The organism is Methylocucumis oryzae (genome assembly GCF_000963695.1).
In the GTDB taxonomy this organism is placed as follows: Bacteria; Pseudomonadota; Gammaproteobacteria; order Methylococcales; family Methylomonadaceae; genus Methylovulum; species Methylovulum oryzae.
Genome location: NZ_LAJX01000002.1, coordinates 1 through 18,007 on the forward strand (window position 1 = coordinate 1; position 18,007 = coordinate 18,007).

An 18,007-nucleotide genomic window follows, 5' to 3' on the forward strand; every position below is an offset into this window, starting at 1 on the left:
CATATCCTATAAAATTTATTAACCTAATGGCAGTGACGCAGAGCGTGGGAACGAGAAATTAGGTTTAGATATAGGATGCGCTGAGGTACGAAGCGCATCTGTCGAGTCTTTACACGATTGATGCGCCTCCTTTCGTCGGCACATCCTATAAGTATATTATTGAAAAATAAATATAATTTATTAACTTAATGGCAGTGACGCAGAGCGTGGGAACGAGGGGAATGACAATATTTGTCACAACAAGACAAAATAAGACGTTCTGAGAAACACAATGTTTCCAGAACTATCGACTTGAAGAAATAATTCCTACTATATAAAACGATTTTTAACATTTTAATCAAATAGTTATCGTTAAATATTACCAGCGATAAAATTTAATCAACTTTTGGCATACCTTCTGCTTTAAGAATCGTGAAGTTTTTAACCGACCACTAAACAGAGGAAACATTCTATGAAAAACCAAATGCAAAAAGTTCAACAAGGTTTTACTTTAATCGAGTTAATGATCGTTGTTGCGATCATCGGTATTTTGGCAGCGATTGCGATCCCTGCTTATCAAGATTACACAGTTAGAGCGAAGGTGAGTGAGGCGATTTTAGCTGCGGATTCTGTTAAATCATTAGTGAGTGAAGCGTTTCAAACAGATAGTTTATCTGGAGTAGCCGCAGCTTCGTCAGCTTATTCAAACAAAGTACAAGCAGAGAAACAAACAAAATTTGTTAGCGATATTACTGTTGATGGCGCAGGAGTCATTACTGTAACGTTAGCAACAGATCCTGCAGCAAGCGGCTTACCAAGCGATGCTGTGGGTACGACTATTTTGTTTACACCAAACGTACAAAACGCAGCGCTTGCTGATGGCGTTGTAGGTGCAATTGACTGGGCTTGTGCAGGCGCGTCTGGAGAAACAGCCGCTGCCAGAGGTTTAGGTGCAGTCAATACTGGCTCTTTACCTGCTAAATATGCGCCAGCAGAGTGCCGTTAAATCACAATCTTAGTTGAACTGTGTCGCAAAAATTAGCTTTAAATTACTGCTCTCTAGCAAATATTTATACTGATTATAGAATTGTGGTGGGGCTTCTCTCCCACCACCTTCTATGTGATTCAGTTTTTTCACCTTATGATACAAACTAACTCGAGGATTTTTTATGGCACTTTCAATTACGAAACCGACTTCAGGAAGCGCAAGTTTTTTTGGTACGACTACAAGTGACGACTTTGTGCTTGGTTCTGCTTCAGATGACACCATTACCGGTGGGGTACAATCTTTAAGCGCTGCCTCAGCCTATCTAGCTGATGGCGCTGATACCATGGAAGGTGGCTTAGGCGATGACAAGTATATCGTAAACGACTCTACCGATGTCGTCACTGAGTATGCGGGAGAAGGTATCGATACCGTTTTTACTACTGTTAGCTATACGCTAGGTAGCGAATTAGAATATGTGGTAGCCGCTGGCACAACCGGAATCACTTTAACAGGTAATGCCAAAGACAACGTTTTAGATGGCTCGCAAGGTACTGGTGCAGATACCCTAATCGGGGGTTCGTGGTAATGATTATTACATAGTCGGTACAGGCGATGTTATCAATACTGACAGTGGTGGCTTTGATACTATTGAAACTGGCTCTACAATAGACATAAGCTCTACAACTGCTTTTAAGTCACTTGAAAATGTCTCTTTATCTGGTTCTTCAGCTGCTAATATCACCGGCAATGATTCTGCCAACCGTCTAACGGGTAACTCTGGAAGCAATAGTATTTCAGGCGGTAAAGGTAACGATATTATCGATACTGGCACTGGTGGTACCGACACGCTCGTCGGCGGTGAAGGCAACGATACTTTTATTATTCGTACTGGCGCAACGGTTGCGTCAATTACAGACAGTGCAGGTACAGACAAAGTTTTAGCCTTTGCTACCTTAGTAGCTGGTTCAGGCATTGAAAATGTCACTTTATTAGGCACATCAGCGGCTGATATAAGCGTAACTGATGCAACATTATCGCATGTATTACTTGGAAACTCGGCGGCAAATAGTATTACTGGTAACGCAAAGAATGATACATTGAACGGTGGAGCAGGCGCTGACACACTGACGGGCGCTGCAGGAAACGATTCTTATATTGCTGACGCCTCAGACTCAATTGTTGATACAGCGGGAACAGATACTGTGCAAGTCAGTGGTACAGGCACTTTAACGTTAACAGATAACAGCAATATCGAAACCATTACTGTAACAGGGTCTAGCGATACATCAGTTAACGGCTCAGCAGAAACAACTGTGGCGATGAAGATGACCGGTAATGACGGTAATAACACACTTACAGGAGGCTCATTAAATGATTCGTTAGTTGGTGGTGATGGCGGTGAAGATAAAGATGGTGATAACGTCTTAGATGCGGGAGAAGATACTGACGGCGATAGCGTATTAGATACAGATGGTAACGATAGCTTAACGGGTGGCGCAGGCAACGACACTCTAGTCGGTGGCGATGGCACAAACGTCTTAGTGGGTGGTGTAGGTGACGATCTCTATATTGTTAAAAGCTCTACGACGACTTTAACTGAAGCCGCTAGCGCAGGTACCGATACGGTTCAATTCTCTGGTGAAGCGACTGGCGACACATTGGCTGTCAGCGCTAATGTTGAAATAATTACTTTAACTGGTACGCTAGCGATTAATGCGACTGCCGCTGGTTCTACGGCTAACACCATGAGTGGAAACACTGCTAATAACTCCCTAGACGGAGGCAGCGGCAATGATTCTATTTTTGGCAGCTCCGGTAGTGACTCATTAACTGGTGGCGCAGGTAACGATACTCTTAATGGCGGCACGAACTCTACTACTGTAGGCGCGGGCGACACTATGGTAGGTAATGGTGGTAATGATTATTACTATGTAGATGATACCGACGACGTAGTCACAGAAATAACAGGAGAAGGTACTGATACCGTTGAAAGTACGGTAAATTTCACATTGTCTACGTTCTTGGAAAAATTAGTATTAGCTGGCTCATCTGCTGTTAACGGTGAAGGCAATGACTCAGCCAACACTATTAGCGGTAATACTGGAAATAATACGCTTACAGGTAACGATGGCGATGATACTATCAATGGTGGCAGCGGCAATGACACCATCAACGGTGGTGTAGGCCGCGATTCAATCACTGGCGGTTCAGGAAATGATACGATTGTTTATGCCGACGAATTAGCGGAAACTTTCGCTAGCGCCACATCTATTAGTACTGTCGATATTTATAAGGACTTGACGTTAAATGACTTAGCAGGCGACAGATTTGATTTATCCGTTACTGTAGCAGAAATCGGCACAGCTGTTAGCGGTGTTATTAATGAAGCCGATTTTGAAACGGATATGAATGCCTTATTGACTGCAACGGGTAAGGGCTTTATTGAAAATTTGGGTGGTATTGATGCTGTTTTGGTGACTGGCACATCTGGCGACTTGAAAAACCGCAAATTCTTAGTGATTGACCTTGATGCAGATGATGCATTTGATGTAACTGCCGACTTTGTCGTAGAAATTACCGGTTCATCAGTCACGAACCTAACTACTGATACTTTCTTACCGTAACCCGTAAGGCAGATTCGCCGATAGGCAATCCGCCCTTCATTCCACACCGATGGCGGTTTGCTATCCCGCAACTACCGCCATCGCCTTCTTTTTTCCCCGTTCCACACGTTCATACCTAACATTTAGCCAACAGCAAGCAATAAGGGCTATAATCTCACCTTTCACAAAACTATTAATTATTGATTATGGCTACTATCACATTCAATACCTTAAAGTTTGTTGAGCGGCTTAAAGCGGGCGGTGTACCGGAGGAGCAAGCAATAGCGGAGGCTGAAGCTTTAGTCGTTGCTTTTTCAGAAGCGATGGATTTTCAACTTGCCACGAAATCAGACATCAACCTGTAGAAAGGGAATTATTACTCATCAAATGGATGTTGAGCTTGGTGATAGGCGGTATTATCACATTGATATTAAAAGCTTTCTTTCCTAGTTGACTACTTACTTCAACCCGTAAGGCAATCCGCCTTTCATGCCACACCGATGGCGGTTTGCTACCCCGCAACTACCGCCATCGTCTTCAAATTCTAAAAGCATTTTTTCTCATTGCCACGCTACAGCATTAAGAACGCATAACCTGCGAACGTGATGCCATTTGTTTTTCTCTCCCCCGCGTTAGCTAAGCCGTACAAACGTTTACTAACCATGCCGTTGTCAACCTAACGCTAACGTTCTACAATCAAGCCTTTCTAGCTTTACGTTAAGCTGCCATGCGCCACGCCATTGATCCTAAAATTGACTGTGTTTTCAAAGCCTTGCTCGGCGCTGAAGAAAACCGAAACCTGTTAATCCACTTTTTGAATGCCTTGTTAGCGCAAGAGCTGATCGAGCCTATTGTTTCAGTAGATATTTTAAATCCCTATAATGACAAGGAATTTTTCAGTGATAAACTCAGCGTAGTTGATGTTAAAGCTCAAGACCAGCACGAGCGGCTGTATCAGATAGAAATCCAGCTCAGCAGTTATCGTCACCTGCCCGCCAGAATGATTTACAACTGGGCCGATATTTACAGCCAGCAGTTAAAGTCTGGTCAAGATTATGGCTTGCTCAAACCAGCTTATGCGATTTGGTTGTTATCAGACAATCTGCTGACTGATGATAACCAGTATGCGCATCATTACAAACTCAGAGATGAAAACGGGAAGCTATTAACGCAACATGGCGGCATCTGGTTGTTGGAGTTAACTAAGTTTAACGTTAAACACATTGAGTCCGAGGAGCAACGTTGGTTAAAATTCTTCAAAACCGGTGAGCAACTGAATGATGATGCATTACCAGATTGGATGACTACCGAGGAGATGAAACAAGCCATGAACACGCTAAGCCGCTTTTCCGAAAAAGAACGTGAATATTTTCAATATCAAGCCCGACAAGAATATCTGCGCGAACAAAGGGCGATTAAAAATGAGCATGAGCAAACTGCACAGCAATTAGAACAGACTTCGCAGCAATTAGAACAGGTTGTACACCAATTAGAGCAAGCGGCAAAAGAGTTGCAGCAGTCTAAGTTTCTTGCAGAGGAAGCACAAAAGCGTGAACAAGAAGCACAAAAAACGTGAACAAGAAGCGCAAAAGCGTGAACAAGAAGCGCAAAAAACGTGAAGAGCTGGCTTTACTAGAAAAAGCCGCCGCTTTAGCCGAGATTGAGCGTTTAAAAGCGCACATACAAGCTAAAGAGTAGTAACCCGTAAGGCGGGTTCGCCGATAGGCAATCCGCCATTTTCCGTTACACACCGATGGTGGTTCACTACCCCGCAGCTACCGCCATCGCTTTCAAATTCTAAAAGCCTTTTTCTCATTGCCGCGCTACAGCATTCAGCCAAGTAGGGTGCATTGCATGCACCAAAAAACTCTCACATTTCAACAACGAACTTCTCGTAGAAAATCCCCGCCCAATTACACCTTAAACGCCATTTTCACATAACGATGGAATGTTAAATACAACCCAATTTAACGCCTGCCTAACGGGATTATGATGAATATACTCTACATGTATACTTGAGCATGATTGTAGCGGTGCATAAAATGCACCCTACTTGGCTATTTAGTAGAATTAGTGACTTAAACGCAACAACTCCCAAACTGGGGTAATCGTCGCTGGCATGGGCAGTAATCGACCTAGCTCTACCCATTGGTCGGGGGCGTGGAAATCTGAGCCGGTAGAGCCTGCGAGTTGGTATTGCTCAGCGATGGCTAACACGCGTTTAACTTCTTCCGGGTTACTACGTCCGGTAATGACTTCTATGCCTTGGCCTCCGGCGTGTTTGAAGGCAGTAAGCAAGCGTTTCATCGCGTTTTTCTTAAGCTGATAGCGTAACGGATGCGCTAACACTGCTACCCCGCCTGATTCGTTAATCCATTGAATGGCTAATTCAAGTTCTGTCCAAGGCGTGGCGACATAGGCGGGTTTGCCTTTGGCTAAATAGCGGTCAAACGCTTCTTGTAAACTATCGACATGGCGCTCAGCCAATAAATATTCGGCGAAATGATTACGCGTAATCATGCCGTTGCCAACTATCTTTTTAATAGCGTCTAGCGCACCTTCAATACGTTTCTTAGCGAGTTTTTCGGCAATTTTTTCTGCCCGTTCCATGCGTAACGTGTGTAAGTGCTGGGTGGCTTCGGCTAAAGCTGGGTGTTGTGGGTTAATACCTATGCCTATCACATGAAAGCACTGATTTTGCCATAGCGTCGATAACTCAATGCCGGGAATCAACCGTAAGCCCAGTGCTTGGGCTGTGGTTTGCGCCTCAGCCAGTCCTGCCGTCGTGTCGTGGTCGGTTAACGCTAATGAGGTCACACCAAAGCGATGCGCTCGGTTAACGACTTCGGTGGGTGATAAGGCACCGTCTGACGCCGTGGAGTGACAGTGTAAGTCGTAAACATCGGTCATACTATTGATACTCGCCATAAAGTTTTGCGTATAAGCCATTTTGGGTAATTAACGTTTCGTGCTGACCTTGTTCGCAAATCTTGCCTTCTTCAAACACATAAACGTGATCGGCTTGTTTTACCGCGCTAAGCCTATGCGCGATGATAATTGTGGTGCGGTCTTGTAAAAATGCGCTTAGCGCTTGGTGTAAATGGTATTCGGTTTCGCTGTCTAATGCTGATGTCGCTTCATCTAAGATAACGACTTTAGGGTCAGCGACGACCATACGCGCAATCGCCATGCGTTGGCGTTGACCGCCGGATAAACGCATACCATTCCTACCAACTACCGCGTCTAATCCTTGTGGTAAGTCTTTTACAATATCGCTTAATTGGGCAATAGCAAGTGCGCGCCAAAGTGTGTCATCACTTGCTGGTTTGCCTAAGGTTAAATTTGCCCGGATGGTGTCATTAAACAATACCGGATGTTGTAACACGGTCACGACATGCTCGCGCACGACGTCTAAGCCGATTTGTTCAATCGGGACATCATTAAAGTAGATGTGGCCGGATTGCGCTGGGTATAAGCCGATTAAGGTTTGAATCAGCGTAGATTTGCCGCCGCCGCTAGCACCGACTAAGGCGACTTTATCTCCAGCATTAATCGTTAAATTAATGCCATTTAAAATAGTATCTTCGCTATAACTAAAGTGTAAGTTTTCTACGCGTATTGCAACGGTTTTGTTGCCTTCAAACGGGTTAGCAAGATGCGGATAAATCGGTTCTTGTTTTAAGCGATTAAGCCGATTAATTCGGGCTAATGCGGCTTTAGCAGAAAAATAAGCATATTGAATGTTTAAAATCTCTTGGACTGGCGCCATCATAAACCATAAATAACCGAAGACGGCGAGCATTTCGCCTATGGTTAAATCGGCATAAAACACCATTAGCATGGCACCGGCGCGAAAAATATCAAAGCCAAATAAAAACACTAAAAAGCTCATGCGGCCAGCGGCATCGCTTTTCCAGGTATAGGCAATAGAATTGTTTTTGACCGCTAACGCTGAGTCTATCAGTTGCTGACAATAATGGCGTTCACGGTTGCTGGCGCGGATTTGATGTATCGCTTCTAAGGTTTCAGTTAACGCTTGTTGAAACACTTCATACGCCGCGTTTTCTTTGGCTTTTAAGTCTTTGACTTTAGAGCCTACGACACGGGTAAAATAAATAACGATAGGATTGAGTAATAAAATAAACAAACCTAGCTGCCAATTCATCCACAACAATATTGCTGCTGTGCCAATAATCGTTAGTACTGCGATGAGTAATTTGCTAATGGTATTGCCAATAAAATTATCTAGCGTATCTAAATCAGTGACTAAATGCGTCACTACGCTACCGGTGCCTAAGCTTTCATATTCAGCCATAGAAATGGTTTGCAAATGCGTGATTAAGCTTTGGCGAAAGCGAAATACCACATCTTTGGAGATGCTGGAAAACTGCCTGGACTGGATAATATTAAACGCAATAGCGATAAGCCTGAGCAATAAGCTGGCGATTAATACCACCGCGATATAGAAAATAGGTTGCTGCCAAGCTAGCGGGAAAAGCTGATTTAAAAAATGAATGACTAGCCCAGGTTTATGCAATAACACTTCATCGACTAGCAGCGGCATGAGTAAAGGCACGGGGACGCTGGCAATGGTTGCTAAAATCGCGATGATATGTGAGCAAATCAGGGCTTTTTTATGTTTTAAAGCGATTTTATAAATGGCAGACCATGTATACATCGGTGTGGAGAAGGTTGCTCGTAAAGCCGGAAATTATATCATTGTGCTGAGTGGGCAAGACACCTTAGCGCAGGTAAATAATTTCTTGTCGCATCATAACCTGTGTAAAATACCGCTTAACGCATTACTGACGGCGATTTGAAGCCGTCGAGTGATGCTAATGTTGATGTCAAGCCTCTTCGATATGTATACCGGATTTCTTAGTTAACAAATATTCAGCTTTTATCGGCTAAGATTTCCTCAAAATATTCCCCAACAGCGTTCAGCGAAGTCGAGCATTCCAATGAAACAAAAGATAGCAACTCTATTTGCACTTGCATTGCTGGTTATGATTAATTTCAGCATTTGGAGTTATGTGAACAACCCGTTGCAGTTGCAACCCTGGACTAAAACCACGATGGGGTTGACCTATGACCCTACGCGTAAAGGCGACGACCCTAGAGATAATATTTTTGTTAAAAGCGAGGACATAGATAAAGATTTGGCCTTGTTAGAAAACAAAGTTCATGCAGTTAGAACCTATAGTATGCTCAGAGGCCAGCATAAAATTCCTGAAGTTGCCGCTAAGCATAATCTCAATGTCACCTTAGGTGCTTGGATAGACGGTAATTTAGAAAAGAACAAGCAAGAGATTGAGACGTTAATCGATATTACTCGGCAAAATAACCCTAAAATCATTCGTTTAATGGTGGGTAACGAGGTGATGCTGAGGAACGACATTCCTGAAGCCGCGTTGATTGAATATATACGCGACGTAAAAAAGCGTACCAATAGCTGGCGTCCGGTCAGTACCTCAGAAACCTGGGCAGAATGGTTAAAACACCCTAAATTGGTTGAAGAAGTTGATTTTATTGCGGTGCACATCTTGCCGTATTGGGAAGGGATTTCCGCTGATGATGCGGTCGATTATATTTTTGACCGTTATCACGATGTACAAAAAGCCTACCCCAACAAACCTGTGATTATTACTGAAATCGGCTGGCCATCGGATGGGCAACCGGCGCGCCATGCGACAGCATCGGTATCGAATCAAGCTAAAGTCTTGCGCGAATTTTTAAATCGCGCCGATAAAGAAAAAGTCACTTATTACATCGTTGAAGCCTTTGACCAGCCGTGGAAGCAATCGATAGAAGGCTCTGCCGGTGCTTATTGGGGTATTTTTAACGCCGATAGAGCCGCAAAATATCCTATGGATGGCGATGTGATTGCGTTACCTAATTGGTCAAATTGGGCCACGGGTGCGACGATCTTCAGTGCTGTGTTAATGGCCTTGTTTTTGTTTACGCGTAGAACGCTACAATTACCTGGCATTGTATTTTTTGGCGTCATTACTAACTTAGCCGCTTCAACTATTTTCTGGTCAGTTTCTGTCGGCGCACAGCAATATCAAACTCCGTTAACCATCGTGTTTTGGGTGATTTTAATCTTAATGCAAGTGTTGGCAGCGCTTATCTTAATGATAGAAAGCTTGGAAATTGCCGAAGTAGTTTGGCATAGAAAAAGCGCTAGAACGTTTCAGCCGTTAACACCTAGTCCTGAATTCAAATATCCCAAAGTATCTTTACACCTACCGATTCATAACGAACCACCGGCGATGGTCAGAAAAACGCTAGAAGCGTTAGCGAAAGTCGATTATCCGAACTTAGAAGTATTAGTGATGGATAATAATACTAAAGATCCAGCGGTATGGGAGCCGGTGCGCGATGATTGCGAACGCTTAGGGCCTATGTTTCGGTTTTTCCATTTAGAAAATTGGCCGGGCTTTAAAGCCGGTGCGATTAACCACGCGTTAGAACAAACCGCTAGCGATGCTGAGATTATCGCAATTATCGATAGCGACTATATCTTATCGCCGGATTGGTTGAACTGCATGGTGCCGTATTTCGATAATGAAAACGTCGGCTTTGTGCAATCGCCGCAAGACTACCGCGACCGTAAACAAAGCTCGTTTAAAAATATGTGTTACTGGGAATACGCCGGATTCTTTAATATCGGCATGGTGCAACGTAACGAATACAATGCGATTATTCAACATGGCACGATGACGATGATTCGCAAATCGGCGTTAATCGAAGTCGGACGCTGGGCTGAATGGTGTATTTGCGAAGACAGCGAGTTAGGCTTAAGACTGTACGAAGCCGGTTACGATTCGGTGTATGTGAAAGACTCGTTTGGTAAAGGTTTAATGCCTGATACGTTCTCCGGCTATATGACACAACGTTTCCGTTGGGTTTACGGCGCTATGCAAATCATCAAAGCACATTGGCGTAGTTTCTTACCGAGCAAAAAATCACCGCTGACCGCTGCACAACGTTATTACTTCGTTGCCGGTTGGTTACCGTGGTTTTCTGACGCGTTAGCATTGTTGTTTACGATGACTAGCTTATTATTAACGGCGTTAATCGTTTACGACCCTATCCACAGCGAATTACCGGTCAATGCCTTCTTATTGCCCACCATAGGTTTATTCGCTTTCAAAGTGTTGCGTGGTTTATGGTTATACCAAGCACGTGTACCGTGTTCTGTCTTACAATCATTAGGTGCAGCTTTAGCCGGTTTATCGTTAACCCATACCGTGGCTAAAGGTACGATACAAGGCTTGTTCACTTCAGGTAAGCCGTTCATGCGCACACCTAAGTACGAAGCGCAAGGTGCATTAATTCAAGGCTTAATGATTATCCGTGAGGAAGTCATGTTACTGATGCTACTCGCCGCCGCTATCATCAGCATGGCGATGCTAGAACACTTCGACAACCTCAGCGGCAAGCTATGGATTTCCGTGTTATCTGTACAAGCCGTGCCTTATGTCGCTACCTTGGTATCTATGTTAATCAGTATTGCACCTAGCTATACCAGAAAAGGTAAATTGGCGGAGGAGTTGGATGATGAGTATTGAGTTATCTCTTTCTGGTAGCAGCCTATAAATTTAGCGTGTGATTCTGGCATGGATTGCTAGAATCAAGCGGTGATGGGCGCAAAGCTTTAAGCATATTTCTGGGTATGCTGGCTTTGGGTAAGCCATTTAAAGAATGTGCATGAATTAAAATCGGTATCTGTAGTTGCGGTCGTTCGCACAGTGAGGATAAATCCGCATCTACAAACAATATATTGTTAATATTATTTTGTGCTCATTTCCCAAGTTGATTTCGTACAGTTGTAAACGCACATTTCTCTCTGATAAATAAGGGTGTTTTAGATTATGGTAGGAAATACGGGACAGTCGGATTCGGACGTTACTAAGGAAGCTAAAGCTAAAAAACTTAAAAAGCCCAATGAAAAATTTGATGGTTTTGTCGTTGCAATTGGGGCTTCGGCGGGTGGCTTAGATGCTTTAGAGCGTCTATTTGATCAATTACCATCAAATTCTGGTGCTGTTTTGTGGTTGTGCAGCATTTGTCGCCAGACCATAAAAGTATGATGGATAATTTGCTGGCACGTCATACTAAAATGCCTGTGCTCATGGCAGAAAATGGTATGCAAATTCTACCTAACCATGTTTTTTTAATCCCGCCTGGTAAAAATATGACGATGGCGGGTAATGAGTTAAGACTCGTACCTAAAAATCCACATGGTTTAAGTCTGCCAATCGATTTATTTTTTACCTCGTTGTCTAAGGCGTTTGCTAATCGTTCAGTCGGGGTAATTTTATCTGGCACGGGCTCCGATGGTACGCGCGGTGCCGTTGCCATTAATGATGCCGGTGGTTTGCTACTCGCTCAGACGCCTGAGTCTGCCAAATTCGATGGTATGCCTCGTAGTATCATTGCTACAGGCTTAGTAGATGAGGTAATGCCGCCTGAAATGCTAGCCCCTAGGATTGTTGAGCATCTGAATAATGTTATAAAAATTCCTGTTAAGCTAACCAAGCCTTCCAAGGCTAAATTGGTAAACCCAATCGAAGATGTTATCCATTTATTGCATCAAGTAGGGGGTATTGATTTTAACGAGTATAAACGAGCTACAGTCGAGCGCCGAGTTGAGCGGCGCATGAAAGTTAGACATGTTATCGATTTAGAAAGCTATTTGCGCTTGTTAGAAGTTGATCGCAATGAGATTTTGACGCTTAGGCGAGATATATTAATTTCCGTGACGAGTTTTTTTCGAGATGGCGAGACGTTTGCGACTCTAAAAAATGATGTTATCACTAAGATTGTTGAAGAATATTCAAACAATCAACCCATTCGTGTGTGGGTTGTTGGCTGTTCTACAGGTGAAGAGGCTTATACATTAGCCATATTATTTTATGAAACCTTTGATTATTTAGGTCGTTGGCCGCAATTAAAAAATTTTTGCTACCGATGTCGAGCAGCATTATATCGATATTGCAAGTGCAGGCGTTTTATTCCGAGGCGATTGTGAATGAACTTTCAGAGGAGCGTTTAAATCGTTTTTTTACGCGCAGTGGTAATCAGTATGTTGTAAACAACGAAATTCGCCAGTGTATTGTGTTTGCTAGGCATAATATTTTAGATGATCCACCGTTTACACGTATGAATTTAGTGAGTTGTCGTAATATGCTGATTTATTTTGAGCTGCAAGCGCAAGAAAAAGCCTTGCTAAGATTTCAATATGCATTAGCACAAAATGGCTTTTTGTTATTAGGCTCAAGTGAATCATTAGGCTCTTTGTATAAAGAGTTTTCGGTTGTTCAGAGCAAACACAAAATTTATCGAGTGTTACGCCCGGCTTTATTACCGTTACACTTTAATAATACAGTGACTCGTAATGATAAAAGGGTGAGATTCAATCAAATTAAACGAGATCTGACATGTCGGACAGAATCGACAATTACAGAAGCAGGTCAGTCGCATCTTTTAAAACAATATTCACCTCCTGCGATGTTAGTTAATGAGCATCGTGAGCTTATTCATGTTTATGGCGATGTGCGCCGTTTTATGGAAATTCCAACGGGAAGTGCTAGTCTTGATATATCAAAGTTACTCATAGATAAACTCGCTCCAGTAGGAGTTACTTTATTGCACAAAGTGTTACGAGATAAAATTCAATCCAGTTCAGAAGTGGAATTTATTGATTCTCATAGCTCAGAAAAACTCAATGTACGTTTAGTTGTTACGCCTATTATTTGCGAAATTGATACTGAAAAATATTATTTGATAGCGTTTGAAGTTTTACACAATCATCAAAAGCAAAATGGTAGCAGTCCAGAATTAGATTTTTATGATATTTCTAATGAGCGTATACAACTACTAGAGCGCGAGCTTTCTTCAACACAAGATACTTTGCAAGCCACGATTGAAGAGCTTCAAACAGCTAATGAAGAACTCCAGGCGACTAATGAAGAATTAATGGCATCTAATGAGGAATTGCAAAGTACTAATGAAGAATTGCAATCGGTTAATGAGGAGCTGTATACCGTCAATGCGGAAAACCAAGAGAAAATTGAAATCTTGAACCGTGCAAATTCAGATTTAGACAATATGACGCGAGCGGCCTTAATCCCGACTGTGTTTGTCAATGCTAATTTACAAATCACTCGTTTTACATCAGAGGCATGTAGTATTTTTAATTTTTGTGAGGCCGATGTAGGACGTTTGCTCAGTGATTTTACCCATGAACTGGATTATCCAGATTTAAAAACAGATTTGCTACGAGTCATCGATAATGCACAAGCTGTCGACCGAGAAATTAGGGATTGGAATAGTACTTGGTATTTAGTACGCATCCTACCTTACATCGATAAACCGCGTAATATTAATGGTGCAGTCATTACATTCATTAATATTACCCAAGTTAAGGATGCACAACGTTTACAAAGCATCTTAGATTCATTGTCAGAACATATTGCTGTACTCGATGCCGAAGGGCGAATAACGTTAGTGAATAAAGCTTGGCGCGATTTTGCGGAAAATAATGGTGATCGCGGGTTATTACATACTGGGCCGGGTGTTAATTACTTAGAAATGTGTCAAGTTCGTGTTGGACCTGATGTTGATATTGCGACTTTAGCGAGGCAAGGGATTAAACGTGTGTTGGCAGGAGAAAGTGAAAATTTTTCTATTAAATATCCTTGCCATTCCACTACAGAAAAAAGATGGTTCTTAATGCACGTGACGCCGATTAAGCACCATAACATCGGCGCGGTTGTTAGTCATGTTAATATTACTCCGTGGGTTGAAGGGGATAACTATGGCCGAATTGAATGAAAATGAGCCACATTTTCAAGAGCTTACAAATGATGTTAGTAAGGAAAAAATCCAAAAAACAGCATTACAAGAATTACAAAGAGGTAATTATGATTTTGCGTTAAAGGCAATTCAAAAGGGCGGCGTTGATTTTTCGGAACTAATAGAGAACTTGAAAATTTACCAAGCGGAGTTAGAAATTCAAAATGAAGAGTTACGTGACGCCAACCTAAAAAAAGATAGCGCTTTTCAACGCTTTAGCCAATTATTTGATTATTTACCCTTACCTGTATTCGTCATAGATAGCTATGGCATTATTCATAATGCCAATTTCAGTGCGGAAAAACGCTTTAATATGAGTTTGCAAGCCCTGTGTTCGCATTATTTCCCGCGCCTTGTGAGTAAATCACATCACCGTCTTTTCCGTAATTTAATAAATCAAGCGACAGAAACGGGTTTGCCTGTGTCGGATGAGATATCACTACATCCAAATCAGCAGCCTGAATTTACTGCTGATTTGAATGTTGTTTCGCTAGCCAACCAACCTAGCGAGTTACAATTTATTGTAATAATTATCGACCAAACGCAGCGTATTCAACAAACGGCTATGATTGAATTGCAACGGCGTCGATTTAGCGCTTATTTTGAAACAGCACCAGTTGGGATTGCGACGGTTAATCCTGATAAACAATGGCAGGATGTGAATCAAACCTTATGTCAATTACTCGGCTATACTCGTACTGAATTACTAGCAAAAAAATTTGCTAGATTTAACACATACACAGGATAGTGCTAACGTCCAATTGCAATTTAATCACATTCTTAGCAATGAAATTTCCAACTATCGCTTAGAAATACGCTTAATTCACAAGTATGGGGCAGTGATTCCCGTGGAAATGGGTGTTTATTGTGAGCGAAAAGAATCTGGCGAAATCGACTACATCATTAAAACATTCGTAGATTTAACTCAGCGTAAGCACGACGAGCAGCAACTGTTAGAGCGTGATGCTCGTCTCGAGCAACAAGCTAAAGCACTTAATGCGCGCATTAAGCAGATTAATGCAATTTACTCGCTTTCAAAGCTTAATCATCAAGAAGCCAGCATTACAGTATTCTTTAAAAAAATCGTCGATATTATTCCTTCTGGTTTGACATATCCTGAAAAAGCACACGTGAGTTTGACTTATCAAGGTTGCCAATATGCGAATTCTGCAATTAGCGCTTTAAACCCTTTTAGTCAATTTCAAATTACGTTACAGAATGGTGGCATTGTTGAGTTAAAAATAGGTTATCACCCTATTGACGACAAGCAGTTGAATCAAGAAGATAAATTGTATATTAAGGCTATTTCTGAATTAGTTGCGCAACTCTGTAATAAGTACGATGCTGAACAACAGCAACAGCTAAACTTTAAACGCAACCAAGCGCTATTAAAGCTGACCAAGCAGGCAACTCGCATGGAGGAGGCCGAATTATTGCAATATGCCCTAAACCAAGCACAAGAGTTAACAGCGAGTCAGTTAGGTTATATTTATTTCGTTAACGAAGACCAAACAGCCTTAACATTATGTGCATGTTCGAATAGAAAAGAATTTAATGAATACTATGCCATATCAGAGGCGGCTTTATTACTCGATACGCTTAGAATTAGAAAGTCGATAGTACACAACGACAATTTAGCCGTTAAAGATAAACCTTGTGTAATCACCAGGCGTGGCGAATGTATACGCTATATGACGACACCTGTTTTGAATGACGATGCCGTTGTTCTAATTATGGGTGTTGGCGATAAAGCTGATGTTTACAACGAAGTTGATAGTGCTTTATTGGAAATCATTGCTAACAATACTTGGATATTACTACAACATAATCGTAACCGGCGATTATTAGAATTACATGCTCAAGTATTTCGCTCTAGTTGCGAGGGAGTAATGATTACCAATAATGATGTAAAAATTATCTCAGTTAATCATGCATTTACCCAAATTACAGGGTATTCTGAGACAGAGGTCTATGGTCAAAGTCCTAGTATTTTAAAATCAGGCAAACATGGTGCCGATTTTTATCAAGCGATGTGGCAAGAAATTAATACTTATGGCTATTGGCAAGGAGAAATTTGGAATAGGCGAAAATGTGGGAATATTTATCCGCAATGGTTAAGTATTTCTATTGTTAAAACTGTTCAAGGCCATATTTCTGAATATATTGCGGTATTCTCAGATATAACCGAGTATAAAGAAGCGCAAGCGCGCTATGAATATCTAGCAACCCATGATGCACTAACGGGATTGCCTAATCGCGTACTTTTAAAAGATAGATTTACCCAAGCACATGCCCAGGCCATGCGTTTGTCCTTTACTATTGCGATGATTTATTTAGATTTAGACCATTTTAAAAATATTAACGATAGCCTAGGTCATCCAGTAGGCGATAAGTTATTGATAGAAGCGGCCAATCGATTACAAAATTGCATACGAGAGGGTGATACAGTCAGTCGTGTGGGTGGGATGAGTTTGTTATTATCCTGACCGGATTGCAAGTAGCAGAAGATTCGGGTGAGGTCGCACAAAAAATACTCAAAGTGATTAGTGAGTCATTTTATATCGACGGTTCTCAATTCGACTTAAGTTGTAGTATTGGCATTAGTGTTTGTCCAAATGATGGCGATGATTTTGATACGTTATTAAAAAAAGCGGATACCGCCTTGTATCAATCTAAAAGTTGCGGTCGCAATACTTATCAGTTTTTTACTACTGAGATGAATCAGAAAGCAATGCTGCGTATGTCGTTGGATATTGAGATGCGGCGCGGCTATGAACTGAATGAGTTTAGTCTGTTTTATCAGCCGCAGTATGAGATGGCTAGTGGAAAGATTAAAGGGGCTGAAGCGCTCATACGTTGGCATCACGCTACAAAAGGTTATATCTCGCCGATAGAATTTATCAGCGTTGCAGAAGACACCGGGTTTATTAATACGCTAGGGCAATTTGTTATTGAGCGAGCCTGTCAGCAAGCGAAGTTATGGATAGAGCTAGGTTATCCTATTGTCATTGCAGTCAATGTCTCAGCCGTTCAGTTTGCTAACAATAATAACTTGTTAGAGCAAATTTTATCTTCGTTAGAGCGCTCAGGTTTGCCGCCGAACTACTTAGAGCTAGAACTAACTGAGTCTACTTTAGCATTACAGCCAGATAAGTTGATGCAAATAATGAATCAATTAAGAAGTTGTGGTGTGCGATTTTCAGTGGATGATTTTGGCACAGGCTATTCTAATCTTAGCTATCTGAAGAGTTTTCCATTAGATAAGATTAAGATTGACCAGTCGTTTGTCCGTGATATACCGGGCGATTCACATGATGAAGGTTTAATAAAATCTATTATCAGTTTAGCGGCTAGTTTAGAGCTTAATTGCATTGCCGAAGGTGTTGAAACGAGTGACCAAGTTAATTTTCTGATTAGTTTAGGTTGCGAAGAAGCTCAAGGTTATTTTTTTGCACGTCCCTTGCCCTCAGTTGAGCTGACTGAATTATTAACAAGATATAAGAGCATGTTATAAATTTATGCAAGCAATTCTCAATTTAGGGATTTTATGAATTCGCGAGATATTCTAGCTCCT

At 41.9% G+C, this 18,007-nt stretch carries 11 protein-coding genes and 3 pseudogenes; 12 read left to right on the plus strand and 2 right to left on the minus strand.

Features of this window, described 5'->3' with window-relative positions:
• Positions 1 to 451: 451 nt before the first annotated feature.
• The 5 genes from VZ94_RS00155 to VZ94_RS00180 all read left to right on the plus strand — a co-directional run bounded on the left by VZ94_RS00155 (position 452) and on the right by VZ94_RS00180 (position 5,146).
• Positions 452 to 985 (plus strand): pilin, encoded by a 534-nt coding sequence (locus tag VZ94_RS00155; RefSeq protein ID WP_052700061.1) that lies wholly within the window; start codon positions 452 to 454, stop codon positions 983 to 985.
• 163 nt (positions 986 to 1,148) lie between these two features.
• Positions 1,149 to 1,553: a hypothetical protein gene (locus VZ94_RS00160; protein WP_045777661.1), complete on the plus strand. Its 405-nt coding sequence runs from the start codon at positions 1,149 to 1,151 to the stop codon at positions 1,551 to 1,553.
• 151 nt (positions 1,554 to 1,704) lie between these two features.
• On the plus strand, positions 1,705 to 3,591 hold the full coding sequence (locus tag VZ94_RS00170; protein WP_369126288.1) for a beta strand repeat-containing protein: 1,887 nt from the start codon (positions 1,705 to 1,707) through the stop codon (positions 3,589 to 3,591).
• Between the two features lie 185 nt (positions 3,592 to 3,776).
• Positions 3,777 to 3,935 carry a hypothetical protein gene (locus tag VZ94_RS26635; RefSeq protein WP_204368965.1) on the plus strand — a complete coding sequence of 53 codons (159 nt, stop codon included), beginning with the start codon at positions 3,777 to 3,779 and terminating at the stop codon, positions 3,933 to 3,935.
• Between the two features lie 362 nt (positions 3,936 to 4,297).
• A complete protein-coding gene (locus tag VZ94_RS00180) occupies positions 4,298 to 5,146 on the plus strand; it encodes an Rpn family recombination-promoting nuclease/putative transposase (RefSeq protein ID WP_045777664.1) in 849 nt (282 codons plus the stop codon).
• A gap of 494 nt (positions 5,147 to 5,640) precedes the next feature.
• On the opposite strand, the gene VZ94_RS00185 is transcribed toward VZ94_RS00180, so the two are convergent.
• Both VZ94_RS00185 and VZ94_RS00190 read right to left on the minus strand, forming a co-directional pair.
• Positions 5,641 to 6,498, minus strand: a complete 858-nt coding sequence (locus VZ94_RS00185) for a PHP domain-containing protein (protein WP_239649514.1) — start codon at positions 6,496 to 6,498, stop codon at positions 5,641 to 5,643.
• A complete protein-coding gene (locus VZ94_RS00190; RefSeq protein WP_045777666.1) occupies positions 6,482 to 8,248 on the minus strand; it encodes an ABC transporter ATP-binding protein in 1,767 nt (588 codons plus the stop codon). The genes VZ94_RS00185 and VZ94_RS00190 overlap by 17 nt, the downstream gene beginning before the upstream one ends.
• A 283-nt stretch (positions 8,249 to 8,531) precedes the next feature.
• Here VZ94_RS00190 and VZ94_RS00195 point away from each other — a divergent pair, with 283 nt between their 5' ends.
• From VZ94_RS00195 to VZ94_RS31370, 7 genes and pseudogenes are all read left to right on the plus strand, one after another.
• On the plus strand, positions 8,532 to 11,144 hold the full coding sequence (locus VZ94_RS00195; RefSeq protein ID WP_045777667.1) for a glycosyltransferase: 2,613 nt from the start codon (positions 8,532 to 8,534) through the stop codon (positions 11,142 to 11,144).
• A gap of 303 nt (positions 11,145 to 11,447) precedes the next feature.
• Positions 11,448 to 12,007: pseudogene (locus tag VZ94_RS31355) on the plus strand (chemotaxis protein CheB); the annotation flags it as partial.
• Between the two features lie 42 nt (positions 12,008 to 12,049).
• Complete coding sequence (locus VZ94_RS31360; protein WP_500684244.1) at positions 12,050 to 12,607, plus strand: CheR family methyltransferase; 558 nt, start codon at positions 12,050 to 12,052, stop codon at positions 12,605 to 12,607.
• Positions 12,604 to 14,412: a PAS domain-containing protein gene (locus VZ94_RS30000; RefSeq protein WP_204368969.1), complete on the plus strand. Its 1,809-nt coding sequence runs from the start codon at positions 12,604 to 12,606 to the stop codon at positions 14,410 to 14,412. The genes VZ94_RS31360 and VZ94_RS30000 overlap by 4 nt, the downstream gene beginning before the upstream one ends.
• Positions 14,396 to 15,181 carry a PAS domain-containing protein gene (locus VZ94_RS30005; RefSeq protein WP_045777668.1) on the plus strand — a complete coding sequence of 262 codons (786 nt, stop codon included), beginning with the start codon at positions 14,396 to 14,398 and terminating at the stop codon, positions 15,179 to 15,181. Before VZ94_RS30000 ends, VZ94_RS30005 begins: the two co-directional genes overlap by 17 nt.
• 13 nt (positions 15,182 to 15,194) lie before the next feature.
• Positions 15,195 to 15,326: pseudogene (locus VZ94_RS31365) on the plus strand (hypothetical protein); the annotation flags it as partial.
• A 257-nt stretch (positions 15,327 to 15,583) separates the two neighbouring features.
• A pseudogene (locus VZ94_RS31370) lies at positions 15,584 to 17,947 on the plus strand (putative bifunctional diguanylate cyclase/phosphodiesterase).
• Positions 17,948 to 18,007 lie beyond the last annotated feature (60 nt).

Bases quoted from the DNA above. Each gene is read 5' to 3' on its own strand.
- VZ94_RS00190 (WP_045777666.1), bottom strand. From the start codon at position 8,248: ATGTATACATGGTCTGCCATTTATAAAATCGCTTTAAAACATAAAAAA.
- VZ94_RS00155 (WP_052700061.1), top strand. From the start codon at position 452: ATGAAAAACCAAATGCAAAAAGTTCAACAAGGTTTTACTTTAATCGAG.
- VZ94_RS00195 (WP_045777667.1), top strand. From the start codon at position 8,532: ATGAAACAAAAGATAGCAACTCTATTTGCACTTGCATTGCTGGTTATG.
- VZ94_RS26635 (WP_204368965.1), top strand. From the start codon at position 3,777: ATGGCTACTATCACATTCAATACCTTAAAGTTTGTTGAGCGGCTTAAA.
- VZ94_RS00185 (WP_239649514.1), bottom strand. From the start codon at position 6,498: ATGGCGAGTATCAATAGTATGACCGATGTTTACGACTTACACTGTCAC.
- VZ94_RS31360 (WP_500684244.1), top strand. From the start codon at position 12,050: ATGCTAGCCCCTAGGATTGTTGAGCATCTGAATAATGTTATAAAAATT.
- VZ94_RS30005 (WP_045777668.1), top strand. From the start codon at position 14,396: ATGGCCGAATTGAATGAAAATGAGCCACATTTTCAAGAGCTTACAAAT.
- VZ94_RS00160 (WP_045777661.1), top strand. From the start codon at position 1,149: ATGGCACTTTCAATTACGAAACCGACTTCAGGAAGCGCAAGTTTTTTT.
- VZ94_RS00180 (WP_045777664.1), top strand. From the start codon at position 4,298: ATGCGCCACGCCATTGATCCTAAAATTGACTGTGTTTTCAAAGCCTTG.